Source organism: Microbulbifer maximicatervae (SeqCode), assembly GCF_052466985.1.
This window is the reverse complement of the sequence record NZ_CP174298.1, coordinates 3,675,326-3,700,003: the sequence shown is the minus strand read 5'-3', so window position 1 is coordinate 3,700,003 and position 24,678 is coordinate 3,675,326. Positions and strand designations below refer to the sequence as shown.

Below are 24,678 nucleotides of genomic sequence, written 5' to 3'. Positions count from 1 at the left end.
ATTTATTTTCAATACTGGGAGCTGACTGGTTTGCTGGCCAGCTCCCGTGTGGATCAGTGGTTAGCCCAGCTTGCGCTTGGTATTGATCACATTGATACCGTCGAAGCGTGCTGTGGAACTACCGTGGGACACGGCACTGGTTTGCATCGGCTGTCCCTTACCGTCAAAGAAGGAACCACCCAGACGATAATCATCTTTGCCGCAGACCTGCGAACAGGCATTCCAGAATTCCTGGGTGTTGGACTGGTAGGCGACATCCTCCACCATGCCGGTAATCTTGCCGTCTTCAATCTCGTAGAACAGTTGTCCACCAAACTGGAAGTTGTAGCGCTGCTGATCGATGGAGAAGGAACCGGCACCCACAATATAAATGCCTTTCTCCACATCCTTGATCATATCGTCGACGCTCAGCTCCTCCTTGCCAGGCAACAGCGAAACGTTGGACATGCGCTGGAATTGCACGCTGGACCAGCTGTCGGCGTAGCAGCAGCCGTGGGATTCCTTTTGCCCCAGCATATGTACCTGGTCGCGGGTGGCCTGATAGTTCACCAGCACACCGTCTTTTACCAGATCCCAGTTGCGGGTCTTCACGCCTTCATCGTCGTAGCCGACGGCGCCGAGAGAGCCGGGCTGTACCTTATCGGCAAACAGGTTGACCTTGTCGCTGCCGTATTGGAATTTGCCGCTGCGCCATTTATCGATAGTGGCGAAAGAGGTACCGGCAAAATTGGCCTCGTAGCCGAGCACGCGGTCCAGCTCCAGTGGGTGGCCGACGGATTCGTGGATGGTGAGCCAGAGGTGGCTTGGGTCCAGCACCAGGTCGTACTTGCCCGGTTTGACCGATTTAGCCGTAAGCTTTTCCTTGGCTTGTTGCGCCGCCAGGCGTGCGTCTTCGGCCATATCGTAGGAGTCGCGGTAGAGCACTGTCTGTGCTTGGATCTTGTCTTCGGCGCGGCCATCCAGGTATTCAAAGCCGCGTCCTACCGGCTGGCTGAGGCCCTGGCGGGTACGGAAACCGCCAGTTTTCTTGTCCACTGCGGTGACCGAGAAGGGCGCCCACAAACGGTGAACGTCCTGGTCGATATAGGAGCCGTCGGTAGAGGCAAAATACTTTTGTTCATTCACCAGGTACAACATGGAGTTGATATAGCTGGCGCCGGCATCCATAGCGGACTTGTTCACGTCCATTAACAGGTCCACCTTGTCGGCCAGGGGGATCTGCATAGCGTTTTTCTGGATGGGTGTCTGCCAGCTCACCTCGCCGTGGCCTTTTACCGGAGCCAACTGTACGGGCTCCTGCTGGTACTTGGAGTTGGCCTTGGCGGTAGCTACTGCCTGGCGGGTGGCGCGAGCAACGCCATCGGCTGTCAGGTCATTGGTGGCAGCAAAGCCCCAGGTGCCGTTGGCAATAACCCGAATCCCCATGCCGATAGATTCGGTGTTCACCACGTCCTGCACTTTCATCTCGCGGGTGATCACGTATTGGTTCAGGTAGCGACCAATACGCACATCGGCATAAGTGGCGCCGAGTTTAGTGGCGGTATTCAGGGCGACATCGGCAAATTCTTTTTTTACCGAGAGATCAATACCGCTTTGCGTCAGTTTGCTCTCGGCGACCAGATTGCCGGACAGCGGCAACATGGAAACACCCAGGCCGGCACCGCTGAGCTGGAGAAATTTTCTTCTTTCCATTTCGTTATCCTCGATGGGTGCTGGCTGTTATACGGCGTCGGAAAGGCTGCTGAAGGTGAAGTCGCGCACTTTCAACGCGGGAATCATGGCGGACATGCCCCACATACCCACTCGCTGGGGGACGCCCATATCTTCGATATTGTTGAGCATGATTACCGGGCTCTCGTTGAAGCGGAAGTTCTTCACCGGGTATTTGATCTTGCCGTTTTCGATATAGAAGGTGCCGTCGCGGGTGAGGCCGGTGAGCAGCATGGACTGTGGATCGACCATACGGATATACCAGGTGCGGGATACCAAAATACCGCGGCGGGTATTTTTGATCAGTTCTTCGGTGGTTTTATCGCCGCCGATCATAATCAGGTTGTTGGGTTCGGGGACCACTTCGCCTTTGCTTTGCTCGGCCCAGTAGCGGCTGCGCGCCAGGTTTTTCACTACGCCGTCTTTCACCCATTCGGTGCGTCCCAGCTGCATAAAATCACCGTCGGTCCAGGGTTGAGCCGGCACATCGAGGCTGGTGGGGTCGGAGTAGAAATTTACTCGCTTGTCGAACATCTTCTCGCCGGTACGGTTGCCGCCGCCCTTTTTGCTCATAAAGCTGCGGCCCTCGTCGGCACTGCGCGCATCGAAGCCGCTCATCATGTAACCCACCAGGCCGGACACCGCATTGGGCTCCAGGATCACGGTGTACTTGCCCGGTTCCAGGGCACGGGCTTCCTGGGACAGGACCGCTTTGTCGATGGCGACAGAGGAGGTGCTGCCGGTATTCATTGCACCGAAATCGGTAACGTCACTTTCGGCCCAACCAGAACCCAGGCCATTCTCGGTGCGCATAGTTACAGTGAAATTGGCAGAGGTAGAAGCGTGGTAGCCGAACAAGCCTTTACTGGTGGCGACTGCAGCAAAAGAACGCTGGTCTTCCAGGTAACCTGCGGCAACCACTTTCTTTTCCTTGGCTGCAATAATGGAATCTGCCGCAGCCTTGGCGCGCTGGTCTGGAGTGATATCTGCAGTGGACTTGGCGAAGCCGTCTACGCTGACATATTTCTGCGGTCCCAGCATCGGCATGGCTTCCGGGTTTTCCGGAGATAGCTTGGCCAACTCTTCGGCGCGACGCATCACTTTTTCGAGTGAGGCATCACTGAATTCATTGATAGTGGCCACACCGGATTTCTTGCCGAAACGGGCCTCTACGGCCAGCTCGATATCATTGACGATACCACTGGTGGAAACGCTGTTGCGCGCGTAGCGAATATTGCCGGTTTCGCTGCCGGCCAGCTGCGCGCTGGCTTCATCGGCGCGGCTGTATTTTAAAACCTTGTCGAGAATACGCTTCGCTTCACTTCTACTCAGAATGGCCATTGCCTTTTCTCCAATTACTTATTCTTGTGCGCCGCTCAGGAAATCTTGCGCTTGGTATTGATTACATTAATTTGGTCAAAACGGGTGGTGGAACAGCCGTGGGAGACTGCACTCACCTGGCTCGGCTGGCCCTTGCCATCGAAGAAGGTTCCGCCCAAGCGGTAATCACTGCTGTCGCAAATCGCCGAGCAGGAATTCCAGAATTCCTGGGTATTGGACTGGTAGGCGACGTCCTCAACCTGGCCGACGATCTCGCCGTTTTTGATCTCGTAGAACAGCTGCCCGCCGAATTGGAAGTTGTAGCGCTGCTGGTCGATGGAATAAGAGCCGCGTCCGACAATGTAAATGCCTTTTTCCACATCGCGGATCATGTCTTTGGCTGAGTACTTCTTCTCGCCCGGAGCCAGGGAGACATTGGGCATGCGCTGGAACTGCACACTGGACCAGCTATCGCCATAGCTACAACCGTGGGATTCCTTTTGGTCGATCATATGCACCTGATCGCGGGTAGCCTGGTAGTTCACCAGGATGCCGTCTTTTACCAAGTCCCAACGCTTGGTTTTTACCCCCTCGTCGTCATAGGCGACGGCGCCGAGGGAGCCCGGTTGCACCTTGTCGGCAAACAGGGTGACCTTATCGCTGCCGTACTGGAATTTACCGCTGCGCCACTTATCCAGGGTGGCGAAGGAAGTTCCCGCATAGTTGGCCTCGTAACCCAGCACGCGGTCCAGCTCTAATGGGTGACCCACAGATTCATGGATGGTCAGGCACAGATGCGAGGGTTCCAGTACCAAATCGTACTTGCCCGGATCGATGGACTTGGCTGATAGCTTGGCCTGGGCTTGCTCGGCTGCAAGCACTGCATCCTCGGCCATATCATAGGAAGCTCTATAGAGCGTGGTCTGACCAGGAATCTTGTCTTTGTCGTGACCGGCCAGGTATTCATAGCCTCTTCCCACTGGGTCACTGAGACCGTTGCGAGTCTTGAAAGCACCGCTCTGCTTATCAACAGCGGTCACCTGCATAGGTGCCCATAGGCGATGGACATCCTGGTCAATATAGGAGCCGTCGCTAGAAGCAAAGTACTTTTGCTCATTCACCAAATACAGGGAAGAGCGGATATAGCTGGCCCCAGCTTTGAGTGCCCCATTGTTAACATCCATCAGGAAATCGACTTTTTCACTGATGGTGACCTGCAGGGCATTTTGTTCGATAGGTGTCTGCCAGGAAACCTCGCCCACCCCTTTTACCGGTGCCAAACGCACGGGCTCAGTTTGGTATTTGGCATTGGCCTTAGCTACGGCAACTGCTTGGCGCGCGGCAAGGGCGACGCCATCCGCTGTAAGGTCGTTGGTGGCGGCGAAGCCCCAGGTACCATTGGCGATCACACGAATACCAGCGCCAAGGGATTCTGTGTTGACGATATTCTCCACGTTGGTTTCGCGGGTCATAACATACTGGTTCAGATAGCGGCCGATACGCACATCGGTATAACTGGCCCCGGCTTTGCGCGCGGTATTCAAGACTACATCAGCCAGGTGTCTTTTATGGGAGCTGTGCATGCCTTCATTGAGCAGCTGCTCGGCGCTGACCTGAATGCCCTGTAGAGGCAACAAAATACCACTGGAGCCGACACCGGCGATCTTGAGGAATTTTCTTCTTTCCATTGGCTACCTTTTCCCACGAGAGCACGAGCACTCTCTGCGGGTACTTATTGTTATTACGACTGACGCTGGAGGCCTTGTGTGCACGGAGGTCAGACTTTGGATACGCACAACTAACAGGACCAACCTAAAGTTGTAAAGTACTCGCTCGGTAAAGTGAAGTTTCGTAGGGGTAAGACGTTGTGAGGGTGGATAGGGATTCAAAGGGCAGCATTTCTTCGAGCTTTGTCGAAAGTAATGTCCTTAAGCAGGATACCGTTGCGGTAAACGGGCCTCAGCAGGTTAGCCTCTGATTTTAGGTCGCTCTGCGCAATAGTTCGAAGTGCACCATCATCGCCGCGAATCAAGGCAAGGCGGCCACCCTTGGACCTTTTCTCGGGTCCGGTTCTCGGATTCTTAAAAATATCGTACCAACTGCCATTGATACAGATAGCGCTGGCTTTCATTGCAAACCCCATCATATCGCGGTCAACTTTTTGTAGTAATCCTCCACCCATACCAAAGGTCAGATTTTCTGTGCTTTGATTGTTTTCTTTCATTGCTTGGAGAATTTTCGGGATTACAAAGCGGGTGATACCGTCTCCTTGTATAACGCGAATAAAGGGGGGTAGTAATCGATACCCTTTTTTATTCTTCTGCGAGCCAAATATCCGCATCAACCTTTCTATTGCTTCTATCACGACTTCCTCTGGGTTGCCGGAGTCAGGTCTTATTACTAATGTGCCGCCACTGTGAGTAACTTTATCCTTTAATTTTTTTCCCCAGATATTCTCTATAGCATTCCACAAATCGTAGCTATCGCTGACAACAGCCACAGTTTTTCCTTCCCCAGAAAATTGCTCAAGTATATTACGGTAAGCATCTTCCTCATGCTGTTGTCCCCAAGCGATAATAGTGCTGTGTTCAGCGGCGGGAATGGAAGCTCCAGGTACAGCGGCGTTGTAAAATTTTTTTGCGGCTAATATTCCGGATATCGTATCAGTCCCCTTAAAATTAACTAAGTGAGCCATACCTCCCAGCATCGCTGTTTCGAGACTGCTGGCTCCCCGAGCCCCGAAATCATGTAAACAATATTCCAGCGTATCCAGATTTTCCGCCGTTTCAAATAAATATTGTGAGATAATTTTCTTTATTTCGCGGCTCTGGGTAGCTACGGTTGATGGATACCAGATGCTCCGTAAAAGTGCAGTTTCAATATAAGTGGTGAGCCAAAAGCAGGAGGGGCAGGTATTTACAACCTGAGCTAAAACATTGGTTACTGGAATGACTTGTCCTTCTTCTATCGCTGTAATTTCAAGAGGCATTAAACCATTATGGTCATTTAAAATATGATTCCATCCATCACGGTTAAATGGTAGTCCATGGGGGTTTAAAATATTTTCAGCTTCATCAATGTGATGAGAACTGATGGGGGTGCTCAGGTACTGCTTGATAAACGCCTGCAAGCCAAAGAATACCGTCGACGCAAATTCACCACCACGACACTCTACATAACTACTAATGTGTGATGTTCCTGGGGGGTACTGCAGATAATGACTAGTTTTATAGCTATCGACATTGAGAATAGGATTTTCCAGGCACTGAAAGGATGAATTAGAACTGGGCGCGTTCATATTTTCAAAACCATAAGTTGGCGTCGATTTTATGTCACTATTTGCTTGCTGTTATAGCGTGTAATTGATTTTTGAATTGTATGCCAACCACAATGTTCAGTTTTACAGCGCTAATAGCTGCTACTTTAGCAAAGTATAAAAGCAAGCGACCCACGTTTAAAAACTTATCATCCGCTCATTTTACCTCCTATTGATTGACCTACTCTATTGGTATGTGTACATTTATATGCATGTGAGGCAAAGGAACGTCATGCTCAATGGACTCCAGTGAATTTCGGCGTGTTTATCGGCTGATGACTATGCCTACCATGGTGTCGATCGATCACAGTAGCGCTGTCACACAAAGTAAAAAATGCGTAAATTGATTGCTGTAGAGAGGTTCGGCAGAGCAAAAAAATCTGCCCGGTCATAACTTTCCTGTGTAGAAGCGTTCCTTCCATTAATGACTTGTTGTTTGGGAAAAGTCATCGCAGTTTACTAATTTGAATGATATTGGAATTGCTTGTAGAGAATACGGCATTGATATAATTTAGTATTGATTCCAATCCTATTGAGCTACTTATAAAAATTCTGATGCAGACTCGTAATACTTTGCGGAAAAATTGTCTTGCCGTCATAGCAGGAAAGTATAAACAGTATCTATGGTAGAGATTGGATACTGTTTCGACTTCACTTGAAGTTTGTAGCTAATAATAAGGTGTATTCTTCTATTTGGGAGCAGGAGGTAGGTTATGAGTGAAGGGTTTATAAAGCGCATATCACGTTTAATCTCTGTGTCCGCCAATGCCATCGTGGACTCGGTTGAAGCCACTGCTCCAGAGTCAGTGATGGAGCAGGCAATTCGGGAGGTGGATGATGCAATTGCAGATATGCGAGATCAGCTAGGGAAGGCAGAGGCATCCAAGTATCTAAACAGTAGAGCGTTAAGCGATGAAAATACACGTCATAAGCGTTTAGCTGAACAAATTGATATTGCTATAAATGAAGGTCGTGATGATCTGGCTGAAGTCGCCATTGCCAAACAAATGGATATTGAGGCGCAACTTCCAATTTTAGAAAAAGTGATCAATGAAAATGAGTTAGAAATAAAGGAACTAGGCTCCTATATTCTTGCCCTGCAAGGTAAGAAACGTGAAATGCGTGAGCAATTACAAGAATTTATTGCAACCAATAAAAAGGTAAGTAGTAGAGTTGCTGCCGATGAATATGGCAGGGATAGAAAGCCAAAAGCCCAGGTTGAACAAGCTACCGATGCATTTAATCGAGCAGTAGGTAATACAGCTATATCGACATTTGACTCTGGGATAGATGCGAGCAAATTAGCAGAGCTTGAGGAGTTCGCGCGAAATAATCGTGTAAAAGAACGTTTAGCCAAGATTAAATCGGGGGGCTGATGATATTTTTACTGCAAGACCAAAACCTGGTCTTTACCGGTGCGCTGATGTTAATGTTTATGATAGCGCTTCTTGAAGGCGTCATGACATTGATTGGTGTTGGTATTTCAGATTTACTGGATAATTTATTACCAGATTTTGATGTTGACGTGCCGGATACAGGGCTGTCTGGGGGGATGACTAAGCTGCTTGGGTGGTTGCGTTTCGGTGAAGTTCCTGCACTTATACTGCTAGTAACTTTTCTGGTTAGCTTTGGGGTGACGGGCCTAGTAGCCCAAATGCTCATAGAGTCTCTTGTTGGGTATTTATTGCCGAGCGGTTTACTTGCTGTGGCAGTCTTTTTTCTTGCGCTACCTCAGGTACGTTTTGTTGGCAACATTATGCGGCGCTTTGCTGTGGGTGATGAATCCGAGGCAGTTGAGAGAAATTCCTTTATAGGCCGTGTAGCGATTATTACGATCGGTAAAGCAGAAATCGGTTCACCAGCAGAAGCGCGTTTTAGTGATGAATACGGAACCACACACTATGTAATGGTGGAACCGGATGAAAGTGAAACATTTAATCAGGGGGATAAGGTGTTACTGGTTGAAGAGCTGGGAGCACATTTTCGAGTAACTAGCCCCAGCAGTATACATCTTATGGAGAATAACTAAATGGAGAATCTAGAAGTGATAGGAAACCTACCGGTTATGGTATTTATTGCCGGGGCTGTACTAGTGGCCTTAATTGTTATTGGAACTATTTTTGCGCGCCTGTATACGAGAGCCTCAAAAGAGCGCTCATTTGTGCGTACCGGTATGGGTGGTCAAAAGGTCATAATGAATGGAGGTGCATTGGTACTACCGGTTCTACATGAAATTATTCCTGTGAACATGAATACTTTGCGCCTGGCGGTTTCCCGTAAAGAGCATCAAGCGCTGATCACCAAGGATCGTATGCGTGTTGATGTACTTGCTGAATTTTATCTGCGGGTAAAACCGGATGCAGATGCGATAGCCAATGCTGCACAGACTTTGGGGCTGCGTACTTTAGACCCCGAAGCATTGAAAGAAATGATCGAGGGTAAATTTGTTGATGCGTTACGCTCGGTGGCGGCTGAAATGGAAATGGCTGAATTGCATGAGCAGCGCAGTCAGTTTGTACAAAAAGTTCAGCAGGTAGTTTCCGAAGATCTATTAAAAAATGGATTGGAACTAGAGGCTGTATCTTTGACCGGTTTGGATCAAACCCATAAAGAATTCTTTAATCAGGATAATGTGTTTGATGCTGAGGGCCTCGCCAGCATGACCCGCTCTATTGAGACACGTCGTAAAGAGGTCAATGATGTCGAGCAGGAAACTATGGTACAGATCGAGAAGAAAAATCTCGAAGCTGAACGCCAAAAGTTAGAAATTGATAAAGAAAAACGTTACGCACATCTGGAGCAGCAGCGCGAGCTGGAGAATCGTGAAGCTGCTCAGAAGGCGGATATCGCCCGTGAACAAGCAGAGCAGGAGCGCGCCGCACGCAAGGCTGAAATTGAAGCCCAGCGCGAAGTGAGCCAATCTCAAATTGCTGCGGAACAGGCAACTAAGTTACTGGAAATCGAGAAAGAGCGTCGCTTGAAAGAACAAGAGATTGAAGGTGAGCGTATTCTCGATGAGCAGCGTATTTCCAAAGAGAAGTCAGTGGAAATTGCCAAGCAGGAACGTGCAATTGCTGTTGCAGAAAAGTCCAAAGAGCAATCTCTTGCGGACCAACAGGCTAACGTAGCTCGAGCTGAAGCAGTAAAAGCCGAAGAGCAAGTTCGCACAGCTCAGGATGTTGAAGTTGCCGAGCGTGATAAGCGCATTGAAATTATTGAAGCTCAAAAAGTAGCGGAACGTCAGGCCACGGGTATTAAAGTAATGGCCGATGCGGAGAAAGCAGCTGCAGAGGATAAGGCCGAAGCATTGCGCTTACAGGCTGCTGCTGAAGCTGAGGCTATTCGTATTAAAGTTGAAGCTGATCGTGAAAAATATGCAGTGGACGCTGAGGGTCAGCGCCTGATGAATGAGGCTTTCAATAGCCTCAATGAGGCCCAGATTGCACTTAAGAAGGTGCTCAGTCTGCACGAAAATCTTCCCAATATTATCCGTGAGAGTGTTAAGCCGATGGAAAGTATTGAGGGAATGAAAATTATCTCTGTTGAAGGCTTAAATGGTGTCGATGGTAGAGCAAGCAGCGGCATTTTAGATGGCGAGGCTGAATCCAAAGGGCAAAGCTTGCCTGAGGCTCTGGTTGGTAGCGCTCTAAAACATCGGGCTATGGCGCCGCTGGTAGACTCGCTCTTAAAAGAAGCTGGAGTTGGTGACCTGAATAAGACCACTGAGATTGATAGTTAGAGCAACGTACATTTTTTAAATTATATAGTACAAAACTCACTATTATTTTGGAAATAAATGATTCTTATAGCCCGGATCTAAATAGGCAGATCCGGGTTATTTTTTATTAAGGTGCAAAATATGAAGCGCTGTACCAGCTGTAAAGATGGAGTTCTTAAACCAGGATTTATCGAAGAGTTATTTCGTGGATATACTTGCTCTTCCTGTGAGGGTAACTGGATACTTATTGAAGATTACTTAAGCTGGAAAAGAAAAAATCCTGAATACAAATTTTCAGAAGACATTAGTAACCTGAATGATGTAGTTGTCGAAGATACTAAGCGAGCTATCTTGTGCCCGGTGTCTGGTTCCATAATGCAAAAGATAAAAATTATTGCTAGTAGTGAACATCGTATTGATTACAGCACTGTTGTCGGTGGAGTTTGGTTAGATAAAGGCGAGTGGGATTTACTAAAAGCTGAAGGGCTCGCTGGCTCAATTAACTTTTTAGTCACTCATGAATGGCAGAAAAAGATCAGGGAGAATAAGGCCCAAGAGACTTTTTCTGAAATGTATCGGAGTAAATTTGGCGATGACTTATATGATAAAGTTAAAGATGTTCGCAAGTGGCTTAATTCAACCGAACAGAAAGTAGATGTTTTGGCCTATTTAAATGCGGAAGATCCTTACTCTGCTGAACGATAGTCTCCGATAGAGGTTGTTTTTTGGAGAACCAAAGAAAATTGGGTTCTCTGTTAAATACACTAATATATTTTTTATAAGTAGAAGTTGAGTAGTTGTAGTTAAATTCCTTTAACTTATCTATATATCTATCTTCTTTATTCTTGCCTTATTCGAATAATGTTAGTTATAAAGTGGCTTTGGATCTCATTTTTTTGGCTGTTCAATGATTCCAAGTACCCGGAACAAGCGTCTCCTTTGAAATTTCATGCTATTGGATATTGGTTTAATTATATTGATAGCCAGTTCATATTATTTATCTAATTTGTATTTTTGTTGTTATGGGAAGTGTTTGTTGGCGGTGATAGCATCATTAACGAGGTTTGTTGTTTTTGGTTTATCAATTAATAATAAACAATCTTAAGGTTCTACAAATGGATGTCAAAAAAATATTAATAGTACTGTCTTTGCTGGCTGGCTCTGCCGTTGCATTGCCTGCATTTTCTGCTGATCTTAAATGTAACCTTAACGTCAAAGCTGGGGGGCAAGTAATTGGCAACGGAACAAATCGTTGTGTTGTAGCTCTGGTTTGTACTGTTCTGTGACAGTGCGAGCGTATGCCTCAAATCCTGCCGAGGTCTATATTCACTATACCGATGGGTCTATCGAGTATCTAGATGGATCAATGTTTTACGAGACCGGTTATTAATTCTGCAACTTGGCGTCGTTTATCTAATCGGCGCCATATTATTAAATCTTAGTTGAAGGGGGAGGATCTCAATTAATCTTCTTACCGATTTTATATCATAAATATATGGCGAATCCCGTCACCATCGGCTTTTATTAAAGCCATGGAATACAAGGACTATTACAAAATACTCGGCCTGGATCGGAGTGCGGATCAGGCACAGATTAAGCGTGCCTATCGGAAATTAGCACGTAAATATCATCCGGATGTCAGTAAAGAGGAGGGCGCCGAAGAACACTTTAAGGAAGTAAATGAGGCCTATGAAGTATTGAAGGATCCAGAGAAGCGAGCTGCTTACGATCAGCTCGGCAGTGGTTTTCAGTCTGGCCAGGACTTCCGACCGCCCCCCAATTGGGACCAGGGTTTTGAGTTTCACGGTGGTGGATATACCGAAGCTGATCCTGAAGCTTTTAGTGACTTCTTTGAAAGCTTGTTTGGCCGCGGCGGGTTTCGTCAGGCTTATGGGCAGGGGCAGCGCCGCTCTTATAGTGCCCAGGGTGAAAATACCTATGCCCGCATCACAGTAGACCTCGAAGATAGTTATCGTGGCGGTACACGCCAAGTAACCTTAAAGCACTCGGTATTGGGTGCAGATGGGCGACCGCAACTACGTGAGCGCACTCTTAATATAAAAATTCCCAAGGGGATCACTGAAGGGCAACAGATTCGCTTGGCTGGACAGGGTGAGCCTGGCATTGGAGAAGGTAAGCCTGGTGATCTCTACCTGGAAATTGCTTTCAACCCCCATCCCCTTTTCCATACAGAAGGTAAAACTGTTTACCTGGATTTGCCTTTGGCTCCCTGGGAAATAACGCTTGGAGCCAAGGTTCAGGTACCCACTCCAGATGGCCCCATTAAAGTGACCATTCCAGCAAACAGCACCAATGGTAAAAAACTGCGCCTCAAGGGCCGCGGTATCCCGGCAAAGCAGCCGGGGGATATGTATATAGTGATGCAAACTGTTACGCCGCCAGCCACTACTGATAATGAACGCGCGGCATACCGTCAGTTTGGCGACGCATTCAACTTCAATCCGCGTCAGTCCATGGGAGGATAATTGTGATGCCTAAAAAGGTTGAGCAGCTTAGCGGTGTTCTCCTGGATGAAGAGAGTGAGTTAACTTTGAGTGAACTGTGTCGGGCTTGTGGTGTGCCGGCGGAGCGCATCATTGCCTTGGTTGAGGAGGGAATTATTGAGCCACGTAGCAGGGAAGTGCAGTGGCGCTTTAGCGGAATTTGTGTGCGCCGGGTGCGCCGGGTTTACAGCCTGGAGCGGGATCTGGGGGTAAATCTTGCCGGCGCTGCATTAGCGATAGAGCTGCTGGAAGAAATAGAGCGTCTTGAGGCGCATCTGGCACGGCTGGAGAAAGGTCGAAAACGCTAAGGTTATCTATTGTCTTGCTTGTAGATATGGGCCAATCAGCTCGATCTTCTCAATCCAAATAGCTCCGCTGTACCCTTCGGGTAGAAAACTGAGTTCTTCCGGTGTGTAAATACCGGGCAAGCCCCGCTTGCCATTTTTATGGTCCACTGCCATCACCAAGCTATTGGCTTTGGCCACTCGTTCAGAGTAGCGATTGGGCCAACCCCACAAAGCCCATCGCCAGGTATTGGGTGCAACAACAATACTGTTCCGGCAAGACTCGGGAAAGTAGCCACTCCAACCAAATAGTGCATATTGCAGAGCACATTGTTTGGCGCTTGTCTTGCTGAAGGCCAATGCATTTGGCCGCAACTGCCGCATCTTTTTAATTGGGCGATCGCCACCGTAGACCATAAGCCGGGAATTAATAGGCAATTGGTGTTGCCGAAGATAGTTATCCAATCGCTCTGCTTCTGTTGGATCATTACTCTTAATGTTGATCAGAAACTGCTTGCCGGGAAAGTGCAGCAAGACCTCTTTTAAAGTGGGAAGTAAACCCACCCCCTGGCCACGAAAGGGAAATGTCTTACCGCCATCAAAGGTATAGCCGTAACCAATATCCAGCTTCTTTAAGTCCTTTATGGACTGTTCCCGGGTGACACCTGTTCCATCCGTGCGGCAGTCTATGGTCCAGTCGTGAAATACCGCGAAGTCGCCATCAGTGGTGGGATGGACATCGATTTCGACAATGTCCGCGCCATGAGAAAAGGCAGCTTTCATAGAGGGAATCGTGTTTTCCAGATAGCGGTGTTCCGGGGTATAGATACGGACTGCGGTGCATTCGTCACGGGTTAAATTATCCCGGTTGTAAGTTTGGTAGACGCCGCGATGGGCAATCAGGATTGGTTTTCCTTGCTGGGCTGTCGCCAGCCAAGAGGCATTGAGTAGGTAAATTGCACCGAGTCCAAATAGGGCTGTTAGCGCTACGGTTTTGCCAATGGTGCTTCTCTTCATCTAGCTGCTCTGCACTTTTCCTTGGTAGGTGTTGCAGATATTAGTCAGTTTTTGGGAAGAGAAATGGGCGCAGAGGTGGCGAATTATGGTGAATTCAGGCAGTAACTATGGGGTGGTGCGGCACCACCCCGAATATTATCAGAGTGCAGCTTTGGTAATGGTTCCTACCAGGTAGCCGGTATATACGAGGTAAGCCATTAGCAGCGCGGAGCCTTCCCAGCGATTGATTCGGCCCTGGCCTTTGAAGCCGTAGGCAAAAATAAACAGGGCAATTGTGAGGCCCAGAACCATCGGCCAGTCCCGGGACAGCACCTCGTGGGGTACGTTGTTCATGGGAGCAATGGTGCCGGCAATGCCAACCACCGCCAGCAGATTGAACATATTGGAGCCGACAACGTTACCGATGGCGATATCGTGCTCACCTTTTCGTGCGGCCACTAAAGTTGCGGCCAGTTCCGGCAGTGAGGTTCCCAGGGCAACAATAGTCAGGCCTATCACCAGGTCACTGACCCCCAAAGATTCGGCAATGGTTACTGCTCCCCATACGAGGATTCGGGAGCTGACAATCAATAGTACCAGCCCCGCTACCAACCAAAATATGGCAGTTCCGAGTGGCATAGGGTTGTCTTCCAGCTCAGTTTCTACTTCTCCCTCAAGCTGGTCACCTTTATTGCGCATGGCAGAAAAGATACTCCAGCCGATCAAGGCGAAGAAACCGAATAACAGAACAATACCCTCCCAGCGCTCCAAGCGGTCATTCCACAGGAAGGCACCACTGAGCAGGGTGATTGCCAGCAGCAGTGGCAGCTCTTTACGCACAATCTTTGAGTGTACCGATAGTGGGATCAGCAGGGCACTGAAACCGAGAATCAAACCGGTATTGGCAATATTGGAACCGTAGGCATTACCCAGGGCGAGGCCGGGGTTGCCATTCAAGGCGGCAATGGCTGAGACCACCATCTCCGGAGCGGAAGTACCGAAGCCGACAATCACCATGCCTATTAACAGTGTGGGCATGCCGCAATGTTTAGCAGTGGCGGCAGCTCCATCCACAAAACGATCGGCACTCCAGACCAGCACAATAAAGCCAGCAATGATGGCAGCAGCGGCGAGAAGCATAGGGGGTCCTCAATAAATACATTCAGGCGGGGTTTTTACCCGACAAACGGGGGCCGATTGTACCGGCTCTGACAAATACAAAAAGGTATTCAGTTATTTGGATGGGCTGTCAGGGGCAAATTAACGTAAATGTCCCGTCAGTCAGATGGTTTCGCTGCCAGTGTGGGCTACAGTCAATGCATGGCCCGGTAAATCTGCAGGGTGATAATGGGATGGCGCGCCTAATCGCAAAATCCCTGAGCTGGTGGAGATGTCGGGTAAATCTACGCGGGTCGCACAAAGCAATGCGCGGCAGATTCCGCGATATCCATGTCACCGGCCGCTAAGCCGGGTATTTAGGAGGCCTTTATGAGACTCAAAGCTTCAATTGGGATACTGGCCGCGGCGATGGTTTTGACCCTGTCTGCCTGCGAACAGCGCAAGAAAGATGAAGGGATGGACGGCAATAAAGGGATGGGCACCGCTGAAACCGGTTGCTGCCAGCATGCCGAAAATGCCTGTGCCGGAGATGTGAGCAAATCCCAGTGCGACCAGATGACCGGCAAGTTTCACAAGGATCATATGTGTCGTACTGATACCGGAAAATGCACGCGTAAATAAGGTCGGCTGTGCATGGGTGTGACGCAACAACTGTGTCGCACCCGGCTCCCGATTACTCTCCCGGTCCTGTTCAAGGACCCGTTGCCAGCTGGTTATTCTCCCAGGCGCTAGCTTTGGAGGCTGGTGACTAAAAGCACACTTCAAGTACTCATTTGTTAGCTGATCCAGAGTTTCTTGACATTAGTTACATCTGCAACTAACTTCGTTTGCGCTTTAAATCCACAATCCGCAGCCACGCTTTGAAGTGCTGCGATGATAAGAAATGGAGGACCGCATGGCCGACTTATTTGAAAACCCGATGGGACTTAACGGCTTCGAATTCGTAGAGTTTACAGCGCCGGAAAAAGGCATCCTTGAAACCGTTTTTACCGCCATGGGCTTTGAGAAAATCGCCCGTCACCGCTCCAAGGCAGTAGAGTTGTGGCGCCAGGGTGATATCAACTTCATCACCAACTACGAGCCCAACAGTCACGCCTATTACTACGCCCAAGAGCACGGTCCCTCCGCTTGTGGCCTTGCCTTCCGCGTAAAAGATGCCAAGTTCGCCTACGAAGAGGCCCTGCGTAAAGGTGCACAGCCTGTTCATGTGAATACCGGCCCGATGGAACTGCACCTGCCGGCAATCAAAGGTATTGGCGGTGCGACCCTGTACATGATTGACCGCTACGAAGATGGTGAGTCCATCTACGATATCGACTTTATCTGGGAAGAGGGCGTAGAGCGCCGCCCCGAAGGTTGTGGTTTCCACACTCTGGATCACCTTACCCACAACGTGTATCGCGGCCGTATGGATTACTGGGCCAAGTATTACGAAGACCTGTTCAACTTCCGCGAGATTCGTTACTTCGATATCAAAGGCGAATACACCGGCCTGCTGTCCAAGGCGATGACTGCACCGGATGGCAAGATCCGTATTCCGCTGAACGAAGAAGCAGCTGGTGGTGGCGGCCAGATCGAAGAGTTCCTGATGAAGTACAACGGCGAAGGTATCCAGCATATCGCCTTTGCTTGTGATGACTTAATTGCCTGTTGGGATCGCCTGAAAGAGCGCGGCATGGAGTTTATGACCCCGCCGCCGGACACCTACTACGAAATGCTGGAAGAGCGCCTGCCTGGGCACGGTGAACCTACTGAAGAATTCCAGAGCCGTGGCATCCTGCTGGATGGCACCACTGAGGGCGGCCAACCACGCCTGCTGCTACAGATTTTCTCCGCTAATATGCTCGGCCCGGTATTCTTTGAGTTTATCCAGCGCAAGGAAGATGAAGGGTTTGGTGAGGGTAACTTTAAGGCCCTGTTCGAATCCATTGAGCGCGACCAGCTCAAGCGTGGCGTCATTAAAGAAAAGGAATAATAACGGAGGCTTCAATGGGCATTAAGCGCATTCACCACGTGGCGTATCGCTGTAGGGACGCCAAGGAGACAGTGGAATTCTACCGCGATCTTCTCGGCATGGACTTCCAGCTGGCCATTGCCGAAAACGAGGTACCCTCAACCGGTGAGCCGGACCCTTACATGCACGTCTTTATGGATGCGGGTATGGGGAATGTGCTTGCCTTCTTCGAAATCCCCAACTCCCCGGAGATGGGGCGCGATGAGAACACACCCAAATGGGTACAGCATATCGCTTTCGAAGTGGAGTCCATGGAAGAAATGCTTGAGACCAAAGCGCGACTGGAAGCGGCCGGGGTCGACGTACTCGGCCCTACCAATCACACTATCTTCCAGTCGATCTACTTCTTCGACCCCAACGGCCATCGTATCGAGCTGGCCGCCAATACCGCCAAGCCCGGTATGCACAAAGAGCTGAAGCGGGTTGCTGAGGATATGTTGGAAGAGTGGTCACGTACTAAAAAAGCCCCAAGGCACGCCGCCTGGATGCATGGGGAAGAAGAATTTGTGGAAAAAACTGAAGGGGAGGCACAGTGAAGTTAGCCAGCCTTAAATCCGGCCGCGATGGCCAATTGGTTGTTGTTAGCGACGATCTTACCCGTATGGTGCCAGCTGGCGATATTGCCCCCACCATGCAGAGTGCGTTGGACAATTGGGCATCAGTCAGCAGCGAGTTGGAGAAGCTACACGAACGCCTGCAAAGTGGCGAGATTCAAGGGGAAGCCTTTGACCAAACTCTGTGTGCTTCGCCTTTACCGCGCGCATATCACTGGGCCGACGGTAGTGCTTACGTGAATCATGTTGAGCTGGTGCGCAAAGCCCGCGGTGCCGAGGTGCCGGAGAGCTTCTACAACGATCCGCTCATGTATCAAGGTGGTTCCGATACCTTCCTGGATCCACGCGAGCCGGTAAAGATGCCGCAAAGCAATGGCTTTGGCATCGACTTCGAGGCAGAAATTGCCGTGATCACCGACGATGTTCCTATGGGGGTGTCCGCTGAGGATGCACTGTCCCATATCAAGTTGGTAATGTTGGTCAATGATGTATCCCTGCGCGGATTGATACCTGCGGAACTGGCCAAAGGATTTGGTTTTTACCAGTCCAAACCCTCTAGTGCTTTCTCCCCTGTTTGCGTAACCCCTGAACAGCTGGGTGAAAACTGGAGCGAGGGTAAATTGCATCTGCCACTGGTTTCCCATCTGAATGGTGAGAAGTTTGGCGAGCCCAATGCCGGTGTGGATATGACCTTCCACTTCGGGCAACTGGTCGCCCACGCGGCCAGAACTCGTCCACTTTGCGCAGGCACCATTATTGGCTCTGGAACGGTGTCCAATAAGTTGGATGGCGGCCCCGGTAAGCCTGTAGCAGAAGGCGGTGTTGGTTACAGCTGTATTGCTGAGATTCGCATGATTGAGACCATCCAGAATGGCTCTGCAAGCACGCCATTTATGGACTTTGGAAATACCATTTCCATCGAAATGCTCGATGATCAAGGGCAATCTATCTTTGGACGTATTGAGCAGACTGTAGAGCAGGTTTAACACCGCTTAGCCAAACCTCGACCGGATTTTATCCCCTGGAGTTAACGACCTAGGGACAGATTTTGGTCGAGGCATCTTACCTACCACTTTGCTGTTGAATCATTCCTGCCTAAATTTTTCACAACCAACTTAGTAGTGCTGTATTGAGTGGCTAAAAGTGTGCTGGCAAAGAGACTGGCACAGGCGTTGTTGTTTAGTTTTCTATGCAATTTATTGCATAGCTTTTTACTTGCACACCTACTCTAGCAGTTTGTTGTTACAAGCCACTTTTTTAAACTGATGAGTTTTGTAAAAGTATACTTTCTATAAATTGCTATGCGTCCTATTTGAGATTAAGAATGATAAATATTTATAAGTAAAAATATCTTCTTATCTCTATTTTGTCTTCGCAGTTAGAAACGGCTAAATATTGTTTGTTGCCAGATTATTTTTGGCTAGTAGATTTCAACAAAGTAGGATTCATGCAAGGTTAACGCTAGATAAAAAAATAGTGCCAGAGTCGATTTAAAAAGCGCTTTTATACTCTGTTGGCCCTGGAACTTTTCTGGTTCAATGCCCGCCCAATTCACAGGCGCTACAAATTTTCAGTTTTTAAAAAAGGATTTGTGCAGCGTTTTTATCTCATAAAATGAGGGATCGAATATGCCTATTTGGGTCGATAAAACCGTTCTCGCTGTAACTGGAACACGCGTAAACCCCGTACAACAATCTGTAGCCAATCATCGGGGTCAACTGACATACAACTTCAGCCAGTGTAAGGATCCGGTAAAAGCACAAATCACTATTCACGAAGATACTTCTGGCGGTGTTTGTGAAGCGCTTTCCGCCTTTTGGATCAAGCATCACTCTGATGGAGGGAGCTTGTGGGATTGGTTAATGCCGGCGGGTGCACTGGATGAACAGCACTTATTTCACGTAATGACCCTGCAACAGGCGGGCACACAGAATAACCAGGACAGAACTACAGAAGCCTGGCTGAGCACACAAAATATCTTCCCTACCAGTCAAAATGTATTTGGTGGAGCTTTTCCGAATGGCCGGGGAGGAAATACTATCCGGGGAATTCACAATCCCCGTAGAGCGCAAGGCCAGAGTGGCGTTTTCTCTCCCAATGCTTTGGCCAGGGAGATTATTTTGGATCAGACGGGTGGTGCTGGATGCTATAAGAAGATAGGCCTTGATGGCACTTTTGCAGGTCATGCAATGGCTGCCTGGGTTGCGCAGGACATTACTTTTTTTGACCCCAACTTTGGTGAATTCTGGTTCGAATCCAGAAATTCATTCTTTAATTGGTTTACCCAATCATTTTGGCATAACTCTATGTATTCAGTAGGGCTAAGCGGTGGCTATGAAGTTCGCTCTTACGCTCGCCGCACATAAATTGGCAGTAGCTGTTTTTAGTGGTTAGCAATCCACTACCAATTTTTTCCTCTTAGCCCTTCCCCCATGGGCGCTCGGCAGCCGGATTCACCCGGCTGCATTTTTAGTTGTTACCACTTCTACCTATTTCACTTCTTATCATTGACTCATTTTTAAGTCGAAATTATCCGAAGGTAATAAGCTCTATCTCTGGAAAGATAAAACCAATTGTCGCCAACTACAAAAAAATATTTCCATTTAGATAGTTTCTATGTCATAGGTCTATTTTTTTGCACCAAAAATAGTACCAGAGTCGAATTAAAGGACCTGTGTAATCTGACTGGCAAGCGTAACTGGGTCTGTTCTAACATGGAATTAATCGTAAATAGCCGTGATATTCCTACCCATAAAAAATAGTGCCAGAGTCAAATAAATACCTGCGCTTCAATCCATTTCGAACTGCTATCTATGGCCTGAGAAAAGAGTGCCAGAGTCGATTTTAAAAAAAAATGGACACCTATCTGCTCTGTAAATTTTCTGTTTCAATCTAATGCATATACCGGAAAGCACTTCTCAGAAGTAGTTAACTAATCGCTGAATAAGTGTTTCTACATTGTGAATACAGGGGAGATGGACATGCCGATTTGGTTTGATAAAACAGTACTTGCACTTACCGGGACAAGGGTTGGTCCTGTTCAGCGATCTGTGGCCCAGCACGGTGGCACACTTCAATATAATTTCAGTCAGTGTTTGGATCCGGTGAAGGCACAGATCACCATACACCAGGATACTGCTGGCGGAGTCTGTGAATCCCTGAGTGCCCACTGGATTAAATTTCACGCAGAGGATGGAAGCCTTTGGAATTGGCTATTCCCCAATAATACATTGAGTGAGCAACATCTTTTTCATGTGATGACCTTGCACCAGATTGGTGGAAATGCACCAAACCAGGATCAGGTCTCAGAGACGTGGCTGCAATCTCACAATATTCTGCCTCTTCAGAATAATGGCGGTGTGGGTATCGCTGGGCCAAATGGTCAGCGCCAAATTCACGTGGTTACAGGCCCTCGTTTAGATCGTGGGCAAACTACTATGCGCAACTCTGCAGCGCTTGCCGATGAAATTATTAGGGAGCCGACGAGAAGCGCTGGCTCTTACAAGAAAATCGGTATTTCAGGTAAGGTGGGTGCCCACGCCATGGCAGCCTGGGTTGCGGAAGATGTGTTGTTTTTCGACCCAAATTTTGGAGAATTCTGGTTCCCAACCAAGAACGCATTCCGCAACTGGTTTGTAAACTCTTTCTGGAATACATCTATGTATGCCATTGGTCTGAGTGGGAGCTATGACGTGCGCTGTTATGCGCATGCCACCTAAGTCACCAGCCAACTGTTTGACCACTTGGTGGAGGAAATTATACTCCTCCACCTCACTTGTGGCGGTATGTCTATTCCGCTGAGTCACTATTATCCATCCTTCGTGTATAGTGCTGGTACAAGCTTGCCACGCCTACTCTGTAGGGTAACTAAAAGAGCAAGCTCTGTTGTTCTTTTTAGATACCAACAGCACTACGGAGCCAAGGGTGAAATTCAAGAAATCACTTACCTACTACCTCAAGTCCCTAACAGGACCGCTTATTGCCACTAGCCTATTGATGCCCTCAGCCTGGGCAGCAACTGCTACAGAAGAGCTTCAAAGTGTTCTTAACGATCACTGGCAATACACGCTGAGAGAAGACCCGATTACTGCCGGGCGAGTTGGCGTTTCCGATTACAATCGAGAATTGCCCGGGGTAACTGCAGAGGATCGTCAACGTCGTATAGAGGCTGAGCAGGCCTTTATCCGGCGCCTTGAGGCTATCGATCAAAGTAAGTTAAGTGCTTCAGACCGCGTCAATAGTGAGCTTCTCTCTTGGGTTCTTGCCAGCTCAGTTGAGGAAGAGGAACTGTTTCTCGACCGAATTCCCCTAAACACCTTCTCAAGTTTTTACGCAAGTGCGCTTGAGGCAAATAGTGGTTTGGCGATGAGGGATATCGCCGACTACGAGGACTATATTGCCCGTATCGGTGAATTTGGTCGCTACTTCGATGAGAACATTGCCAATATGCGCGAAGGTATTCGCTCTGGCTTTGTGTTGCCCAAAATCGTTGTAGAAGGTATAGCGCCAACTGTTCGCGCTCAAGTATATAAAGATCCCAGTAAGAGCAGCTTGTATAAGCCTTTTGCTGAGATGCCGCAAAACATCGCGCCCGATGAGCAGAAGCGTCTGCGAGAGCAGGGCTTAGCTGTGATTAAGCAAGTAGCTATTCCCGCATTCGGACGGGTAGCGGATTTCCTTGAGGGCGACTACCTAAAGGCGGCCACAAAGACTTTGGGTGCTGAACAGATGCCTGGTGGTAGCGACTACTATCGCCACAATATTCGCTACTACGTGACCCTGGATCTGGACCCTGCGGAGATTCATCGCACGGGCCTTGCCGAAGTGAAGAGAATCCGCGCGGAAATGAAAGCTCTGATCAAGGAGTCAGGCTTTAAGGGCAGCTTTACAGAATTCACTCAATTCCTGCGCACAGACCCACAGTTTTACGCTAAAACGCCGGAACAGCTGCTCAAGGAAACGGCCTATATATCCAAGCGGATTGACTATGTATTACCGGAGTTCTTTAATTTATTGCCGCGTACTCCCTATGGTGTGGTACCAGTCCCCAGTGAAATAGCACCTAACTACACTACGGCCTCCTATAATCCAGCCGCCATTGGCGGTACTCGCGGTGGTGCCTACTGGTTGAATACTCACGGGCTGGACCAGCGTCCCTTGTATGAGCTACCTGCTCTTACCTTGCATGAAGCTGTACCGGGGCATCATTTACAAAATGCTCTCTCGCAAGAGCTTGAAAATGTACCGGACTTTCGTCGCAACCTTTACCTGAGCGCTTATGGAGAAGGTTGGGCCCTTTATTCTGAACGACTGGGTAAAGAGATGGGACTGTACACCACTCCCTACGAGCACTTTGGGCGACTCAGCTATGAAATGTGGCGTGCCGCACGCCTTGTGATTGATACTGGCATTCATTCTCAGGGGTGGTCACGACAGCAGGCATTAAACTTTCTTTCCAATAATACATCCCTCTCTCCGGCTAATGTACGTGCAGAAGTAGATCGCTATATATCCTGGCCGGGTCAGGCGCTATCTTACAAGATGGGGGAAATTAAAATTCGACAGCTGCGAGCTCTTGCGGAAAAAGAGCTTGGCGATAAGTTTGATTTGCGATCATTTCACGATGCACTGCTAAGTAATGGTGCTTTGCCTCTTTCGATGCTGGAAGAGCGGATGCAGCGCTTTATTGAAGAGCAGAAGTCTGCCTAAGCCTACCCTGAATCCCATTCACAACCTGTGGATGGGATTCAATCTTTTCAAGATGTCCTCTGTCGTAAGCAAAACTTTCTTTTAGATAGCTGAAAACACAAGCTCCTTTAGTGGCACAAACTGCAATATTTTTGTCTCATATTTGGAGTGGAGGTTGTGTTGGCAAAAAAGGTCTAATAATCACACAATAAGCAATCTTTTTAGGTTGAATACCTGGTTATTCTTCTCTTTTACATTTTTATGAGAGGTAAAATGAATATCTTTAAGTGGGTGATTTTTTTAGGTTTGTCACTGATAAGCCTTATGGCTTTTTCCTCAGCGAAAGTAACTGATAATATAACAATTGATTTTGAGAGTGCTGATAGATTAGTTGATATTTTATCTGGAAACAAAGTATCTGATAATCAATTAGATAAGCTGATGAGCTTGCAGGGTATACAAGCAACGATCCATCAAACCTCAAGATTTGACAATAAAGCCAATGCTGAGTCATTTCGGTCTAGTTTGATCGATGTTGTTGAAGGTAATCCAGTTAAAAATGATCCCTTTAGATTTCAACAGTTAAATGAACGATTGACCGAAGTTGAAGATATACTCAAGATAATAAAGCGCAATCCTCAGCAATACTTAAATAGCGTAAAGAGGGGAATTGGTGATTATTCTCCTAAATATATTTCCTTTGATACCAATATTTTTATGGTGGTCGGGGGTACTTCTGACGGTTGGGCCCATAGTGATAACTTTTACATTGCGCTGCAGTATTTTAAAGGAGATTATGAAGGTTTACTGACGCTCTCAACACATGAGTTATATCATGTTGCTCAGTCCAATTTTTATGGAAAGGGAAAAAATTCAGACTCTAATTGTGAGAAAATCTTAAATCAAACCCGCCTGGAGGGGATAGCCTCTATTGTGGGTTCTCCATTAAGTGTTACAGAGGGAAAAGAGTACACAGAATGGTTTAAGAAAAAATTTAAAAGAAATTTACAACGAATAGATAGTAACTTTGTATTATTTGAAACAATGCTTTTTCGTGCATGCCGTGACTCAAGTTTAGACTTCGACAAAATCTATCATTTGGGTTTTTCTGCAGTATGGGATAGTCCGTTGTATTTTGTAGGTTTCTATATCGGCAATAGAATCGAAGAGTTAAAGGGTAGGGATTATCTGATTTCACTTTTGCAGGAATCACCTTCAGCTATGTTTAAAGCTTATATCAAGCTTTATAAGGATGAGAAAAATAAAGGTTTAATAAAATTTGATAAGTCGATTGAAGACATTATTCTTGCCATATAGCACCTAATCAAAACTCTAAGAATTGGTTTTGGTAAATCTAGGCGCCTTGAGTAGGCGTCTAATTCTTTTGCTGTATAACTTAGCCTTCCTGAAATCATCTAGCTTAAGCAAATCATCAATCAATAAATTTGAAAAAAG

Annotated in this window: 20 protein-coding genes; 14 read left to right on the top strand and 6 right to left on the bottom strand. The window is 48.0% G+C overall.

Annotated features, from left to right (window positions below; all coding sequences use genetic code 11):
• Positions 1–60 precede the first annotated feature (60 nt).
• The 4 genes from ACJJI3_RS16300 to ACJJI3_RS16285 all read right to left on the bottom strand — a co-directional run bounded on the left by ACJJI3_RS16300 (position 61) and on the right by ACJJI3_RS16285 (position 6,328).
• Entirely contained in the window at positions 61–1,692 is a 1,632-nt protein-coding gene (locus ACJJI3_RS16300) for a TldD/PmbA family protein (RefSeq protein ID WP_444891653.1), read from the bottom strand.
• A gap of 27 nt (positions 1,693–1,719) precedes the next feature.
• Positions 1,720–3,051, bottom strand: coding sequence for a TldD/PmbA family protein (locus ACJJI3_RS16295; RefSeq protein ID WP_413663965.1), 1,332 nt, complete (start codon positions 3,049–3,051; stop codon positions 1,720–1,722).
• Positions 3,052–3,086: 35 nt separating this feature from the next.
• Positions 3,087–4,718 carry a TldD/PmbA family protein gene (locus ACJJI3_RS16290; protein WP_444940292.1) on the bottom strand — a complete coding sequence of 544 codons (1,632 nt, stop codon included), beginning with the start codon at positions 4,716–4,718 and terminating at the stop codon, positions 3,087–3,089.
• A gap of 197 nt (positions 4,719–4,915) precedes the next feature.
• A complete protein-coding gene (locus ACJJI3_RS16285) occupies positions 4,916–6,328 on the bottom strand; it encodes a nicotinate phosphoribosyltransferase (RefSeq protein ID WP_444940291.1) in 1,413 nt (470 codons plus the stop codon).
• Positions 6,329–7,059: 731 nt separating this feature from the next.
• On the opposite strand from ACJJI3_RS16285, the gene ACJJI3_RS16280 reads away from it, so the two are divergent.
• From ACJJI3_RS16280 to ACJJI3_RS16255, 6 genes are all read left to right on the top strand, one after another.
• Positions 7,060–7,722, top strand: a complete 663-nt coding sequence (locus ACJJI3_RS16280) for a PspA/IM30 family protein (protein WP_444940290.1) — start codon at positions 7,060–7,062, stop codon at positions 7,720–7,722.
• The gene (locus ACJJI3_RS16275) at positions 7,722–8,375 is read left to right on the top strand and encodes a YqiJ family protein (protein WP_444940289.1); all 654 of its coding nucleotides are present in this window, start codon (positions 7,722–7,724) and stop codon (positions 8,373–8,375) included. The genes ACJJI3_RS16280 and ACJJI3_RS16275 overlap by 1 nt, the downstream gene beginning before the upstream one ends.
• On the top strand, positions 8,376–10,085 hold the full coding sequence (locus ACJJI3_RS16270; protein WP_444940288.1) for a flotillin family protein: 1,710 nt from the start codon (positions 8,376–8,378) through the stop codon (positions 10,083–10,085).
• Positions 10,086–10,205: 120 nt separating this feature from the next.
• Complete coding sequence (locus ACJJI3_RS16265) at positions 10,206–10,769, top strand: TFIIB-type zinc ribbon-containing protein (RefSeq protein ID WP_444940287.1); 564 nt, start codon at positions 10,206–10,208, stop codon at positions 10,767–10,769.
• Positions 10,770–11,596: 827 nt separating this feature from the next.
• Positions 11,597–12,550: a DnaJ C-terminal domain-containing protein gene (locus ACJJI3_RS16260; protein WP_444940286.1), complete on the top strand. Its 954-nt coding sequence runs from the start codon at positions 11,597–11,599 to the stop codon at positions 12,548–12,550.
• Positions 12,551–12,555: 5 nt separating this feature from the next.
• Positions 12,556–12,876, top strand: a complete 321-nt coding sequence (locus tag ACJJI3_RS16255) for a chaperone modulator CbpM (protein ID WP_444898272.1) — start codon at positions 12,556–12,558, stop codon at positions 12,874–12,876.
• A 6-nt stretch (positions 12,877–12,882) separates the two neighbouring features.
• Here ACJJI3_RS16255 and ACJJI3_RS16250 read toward each other — a convergent pair whose 3' ends face one another.
• A complete protein-coding gene (locus tag ACJJI3_RS16250; RefSeq protein WP_444940285.1) occupies positions 12,883–13,869 on the bottom strand; it encodes a glycerophosphodiester phosphodiesterase family protein in 987 nt (328 codons plus the stop codon).
• A gap of 138 nt (positions 13,870–14,007) precedes the next feature.
• Complete coding sequence (locus tag ACJJI3_RS16245) at positions 14,008–14,988, bottom strand: calcium/sodium antiporter (RefSeq protein WP_413663970.1); 981 nt, start codon at positions 14,986–14,988, stop codon at positions 14,008–14,010.
• A 348-nt stretch (positions 14,989–15,336) separates the two neighbouring features.
• Between ACJJI3_RS16245 and ACJJI3_RS16240 the strand changes: the two genes are divergently transcribed.
• From ACJJI3_RS16240 to ACJJI3_RS16205, 8 genes are all read left to right on the top strand, one after another.
• Entirely contained in the window at positions 15,337–15,588 is a 252-nt protein-coding gene (locus ACJJI3_RS16240) for a hypothetical protein (protein ID WP_413663971.1), read from the top strand.
• 274 nt (positions 15,589–15,862) lie between these two features.
• Complete coding sequence (hppD, locus tag ACJJI3_RS16235) at positions 15,863–16,942, top strand: 4-hydroxyphenylpyruvate dioxygenase (protein WP_444906715.1); 1,080 nt, start codon at positions 15,863–15,865, stop codon at positions 16,940–16,942.
• Positions 16,943–16,956: 14 nt separating this feature from the next.
• On the top strand, positions 16,957–17,517 hold the full coding sequence (locus ACJJI3_RS16230; protein WP_252084079.1) for a VOC family protein: 561 nt from the start codon (positions 16,957–16,959) through the stop codon (positions 17,515–17,517).
• Positions 17,514–18,521, top strand: a complete 1,008-nt coding sequence (locus tag ACJJI3_RS16225; protein WP_444940284.1) for a fumarylacetoacetate hydrolase family protein — start codon at positions 17,514–17,516, stop codon at positions 18,519–18,521. The genes ACJJI3_RS16230 and ACJJI3_RS16225 overlap by 4 nt, the downstream gene beginning before the upstream one ends.
• 642 nt (positions 18,522–19,163) lie before the next feature.
• Positions 19,164–19,901, top strand: a complete 738-nt coding sequence (locus tag ACJJI3_RS16220) for a YopT-type cysteine protease domain-containing protein (protein WP_444940283.1) — start codon at positions 19,164–19,166, stop codon at positions 19,899–19,901.
• A 615-nt stretch (positions 19,902–20,516) separates the two neighbouring features.
• Positions 20,517–21,254 (top strand): YopT-type cysteine protease domain-containing protein, encoded by a 738-nt coding sequence (locus ACJJI3_RS16215; protein WP_413663975.1) that lies wholly within the window; start codon positions 20,517–20,519, stop codon positions 21,252–21,254.
• A gap of 205 nt (positions 21,255–21,459) precedes the next feature.
• Positions 21,460–23,244: a DUF885 domain-containing protein gene (locus ACJJI3_RS16210; protein WP_444940282.1), complete on the top strand. Its 1,785-nt coding sequence runs from the start codon at positions 21,460–21,462 to the stop codon at positions 23,242–23,244.
• A gap of 252 nt (positions 23,245–23,496) precedes the next feature.
• A complete protein-coding gene (locus tag ACJJI3_RS16205; RefSeq protein WP_444940281.1) occupies positions 23,497–24,540 on the top strand; it encodes a DUF5700 domain-containing putative Zn-dependent protease in 1,044 nt (347 codons plus the stop codon).
• The last annotated feature ends 138 nt before the right edge of the window (positions 24,541–24,678 follow it).

What these genes read in the sequence shown, in the direction of transcription:
- ACJJI3_RS16300 (WP_444891653.1), bottom strand. Translation starts at nt 1,692, where the DNA reads ATGGAAAGAAGAAAATTTCTCCAGCTCAGCGGTGCCGGCCTGGGTGTT.
- ACJJI3_RS16295 (WP_413663965.1), bottom strand. Translation starts at nt 3,051, where the DNA reads ATGGCCATTCTGAGTAGAAGTGAAGCGAAGCGTATTCTCGACAAGGTT.
- ACJJI3_RS16290 (WP_444940292.1), bottom strand. Translation starts at nt 4,718, where the DNA reads ATGGAAAGAAGAAAATTCCTCAAGATCGCCGGTGTCGGCTCCAGTGGT.
- ACJJI3_RS16285 (WP_444940291.1), bottom strand. Translation starts at nt 6,328, where the DNA reads ATGAACGCGCCCAGTTCTAATTCATCCTTTCAGTGCCTGGAAAATCCT.
- ACJJI3_RS16280 (WP_444940290.1), top strand. Translation starts at nt 7,060, where the DNA reads ATGAGTGAAGGGTTTATAAAGCGCATATCACGTTTAATCTCTGTGTCC.
- ACJJI3_RS16275 (WP_444940289.1), top strand. Translation starts at nt 7,722, where the DNA reads ATGATATTTTTACTGCAAGACCAAAACCTGGTCTTTACCGGTGCGCTG.
- ACJJI3_RS16270 (WP_444940288.1), top strand. Translation starts at nt 8,376, where the DNA reads ATGGAGAATCTAGAAGTGATAGGAAACCTACCGGTTATGGTATTTATT.
- ACJJI3_RS16265 (WP_444940287.1), top strand. Translation starts at nt 10,206, where the DNA reads ATGAAGCGCTGTACCAGCTGTAAAGATGGAGTTCTTAAACCAGGATTT.
- ACJJI3_RS16260 (WP_444940286.1), top strand. Translation starts at nt 11,597, where the DNA reads ATGGAATACAAGGACTATTACAAAATACTCGGCCTGGATCGGAGTGCG.
- ACJJI3_RS16255 (WP_444898272.1), top strand. Translation starts at nt 12,556, where the DNA reads ATGCCTAAAAAGGTTGAGCAGCTTAGCGGTGTTCTCCTGGATGAAGAG.
- ACJJI3_RS16250 (WP_444940285.1), bottom strand. Translation starts at nt 13,869, where the DNA reads ATGAAGAGAAGCACCATTGGCAAAACCGTAGCGCTAACAGCCCTATTT.
- ACJJI3_RS16245 (WP_413663970.1), bottom strand. Translation starts at nt 14,988, where the DNA reads ATGCTTCTCGCCGCTGCTGCCATCATTGCTGGCTTTATTGTGCTGGTC.
- ACJJI3_RS16240 (WP_413663971.1), top strand. Translation starts at nt 15,337, where the DNA reads ATGAGACTCAAAGCTTCAATTGGGATACTGGCCGCGGCGATGGTTTTG.
- hppD (WP_444906715.1), top strand. Translation starts at nt 15,863, where the DNA reads ATGGCCGACTTATTTGAAAACCCGATGGGACTTAACGGCTTCGAATTC.
- ACJJI3_RS16230 (WP_252084079.1), top strand. Translation starts at nt 16,957, where the DNA reads ATGGGCATTAAGCGCATTCACCACGTGGCGTATCGCTGTAGGGACGCC.
- ACJJI3_RS16220 (WP_444940283.1), top strand. Translation starts at nt 19,164, where the DNA reads ATGCCTATTTGGGTCGATAAAACCGTTCTCGCTGTAACTGGAACACGC.
- ACJJI3_RS16215 (WP_413663975.1), top strand. Translation starts at nt 20,517, where the DNA reads ATGCCGATTTGGTTTGATAAAACAGTACTTGCACTTACCGGGACAAGG.
- ACJJI3_RS16205 (WP_444940281.1), top strand. Translation starts at nt 23,497, where the DNA reads ATGAATATCTTTAAGTGGGTGATTTTTTTAGGTTTGTCACTGATAAGC.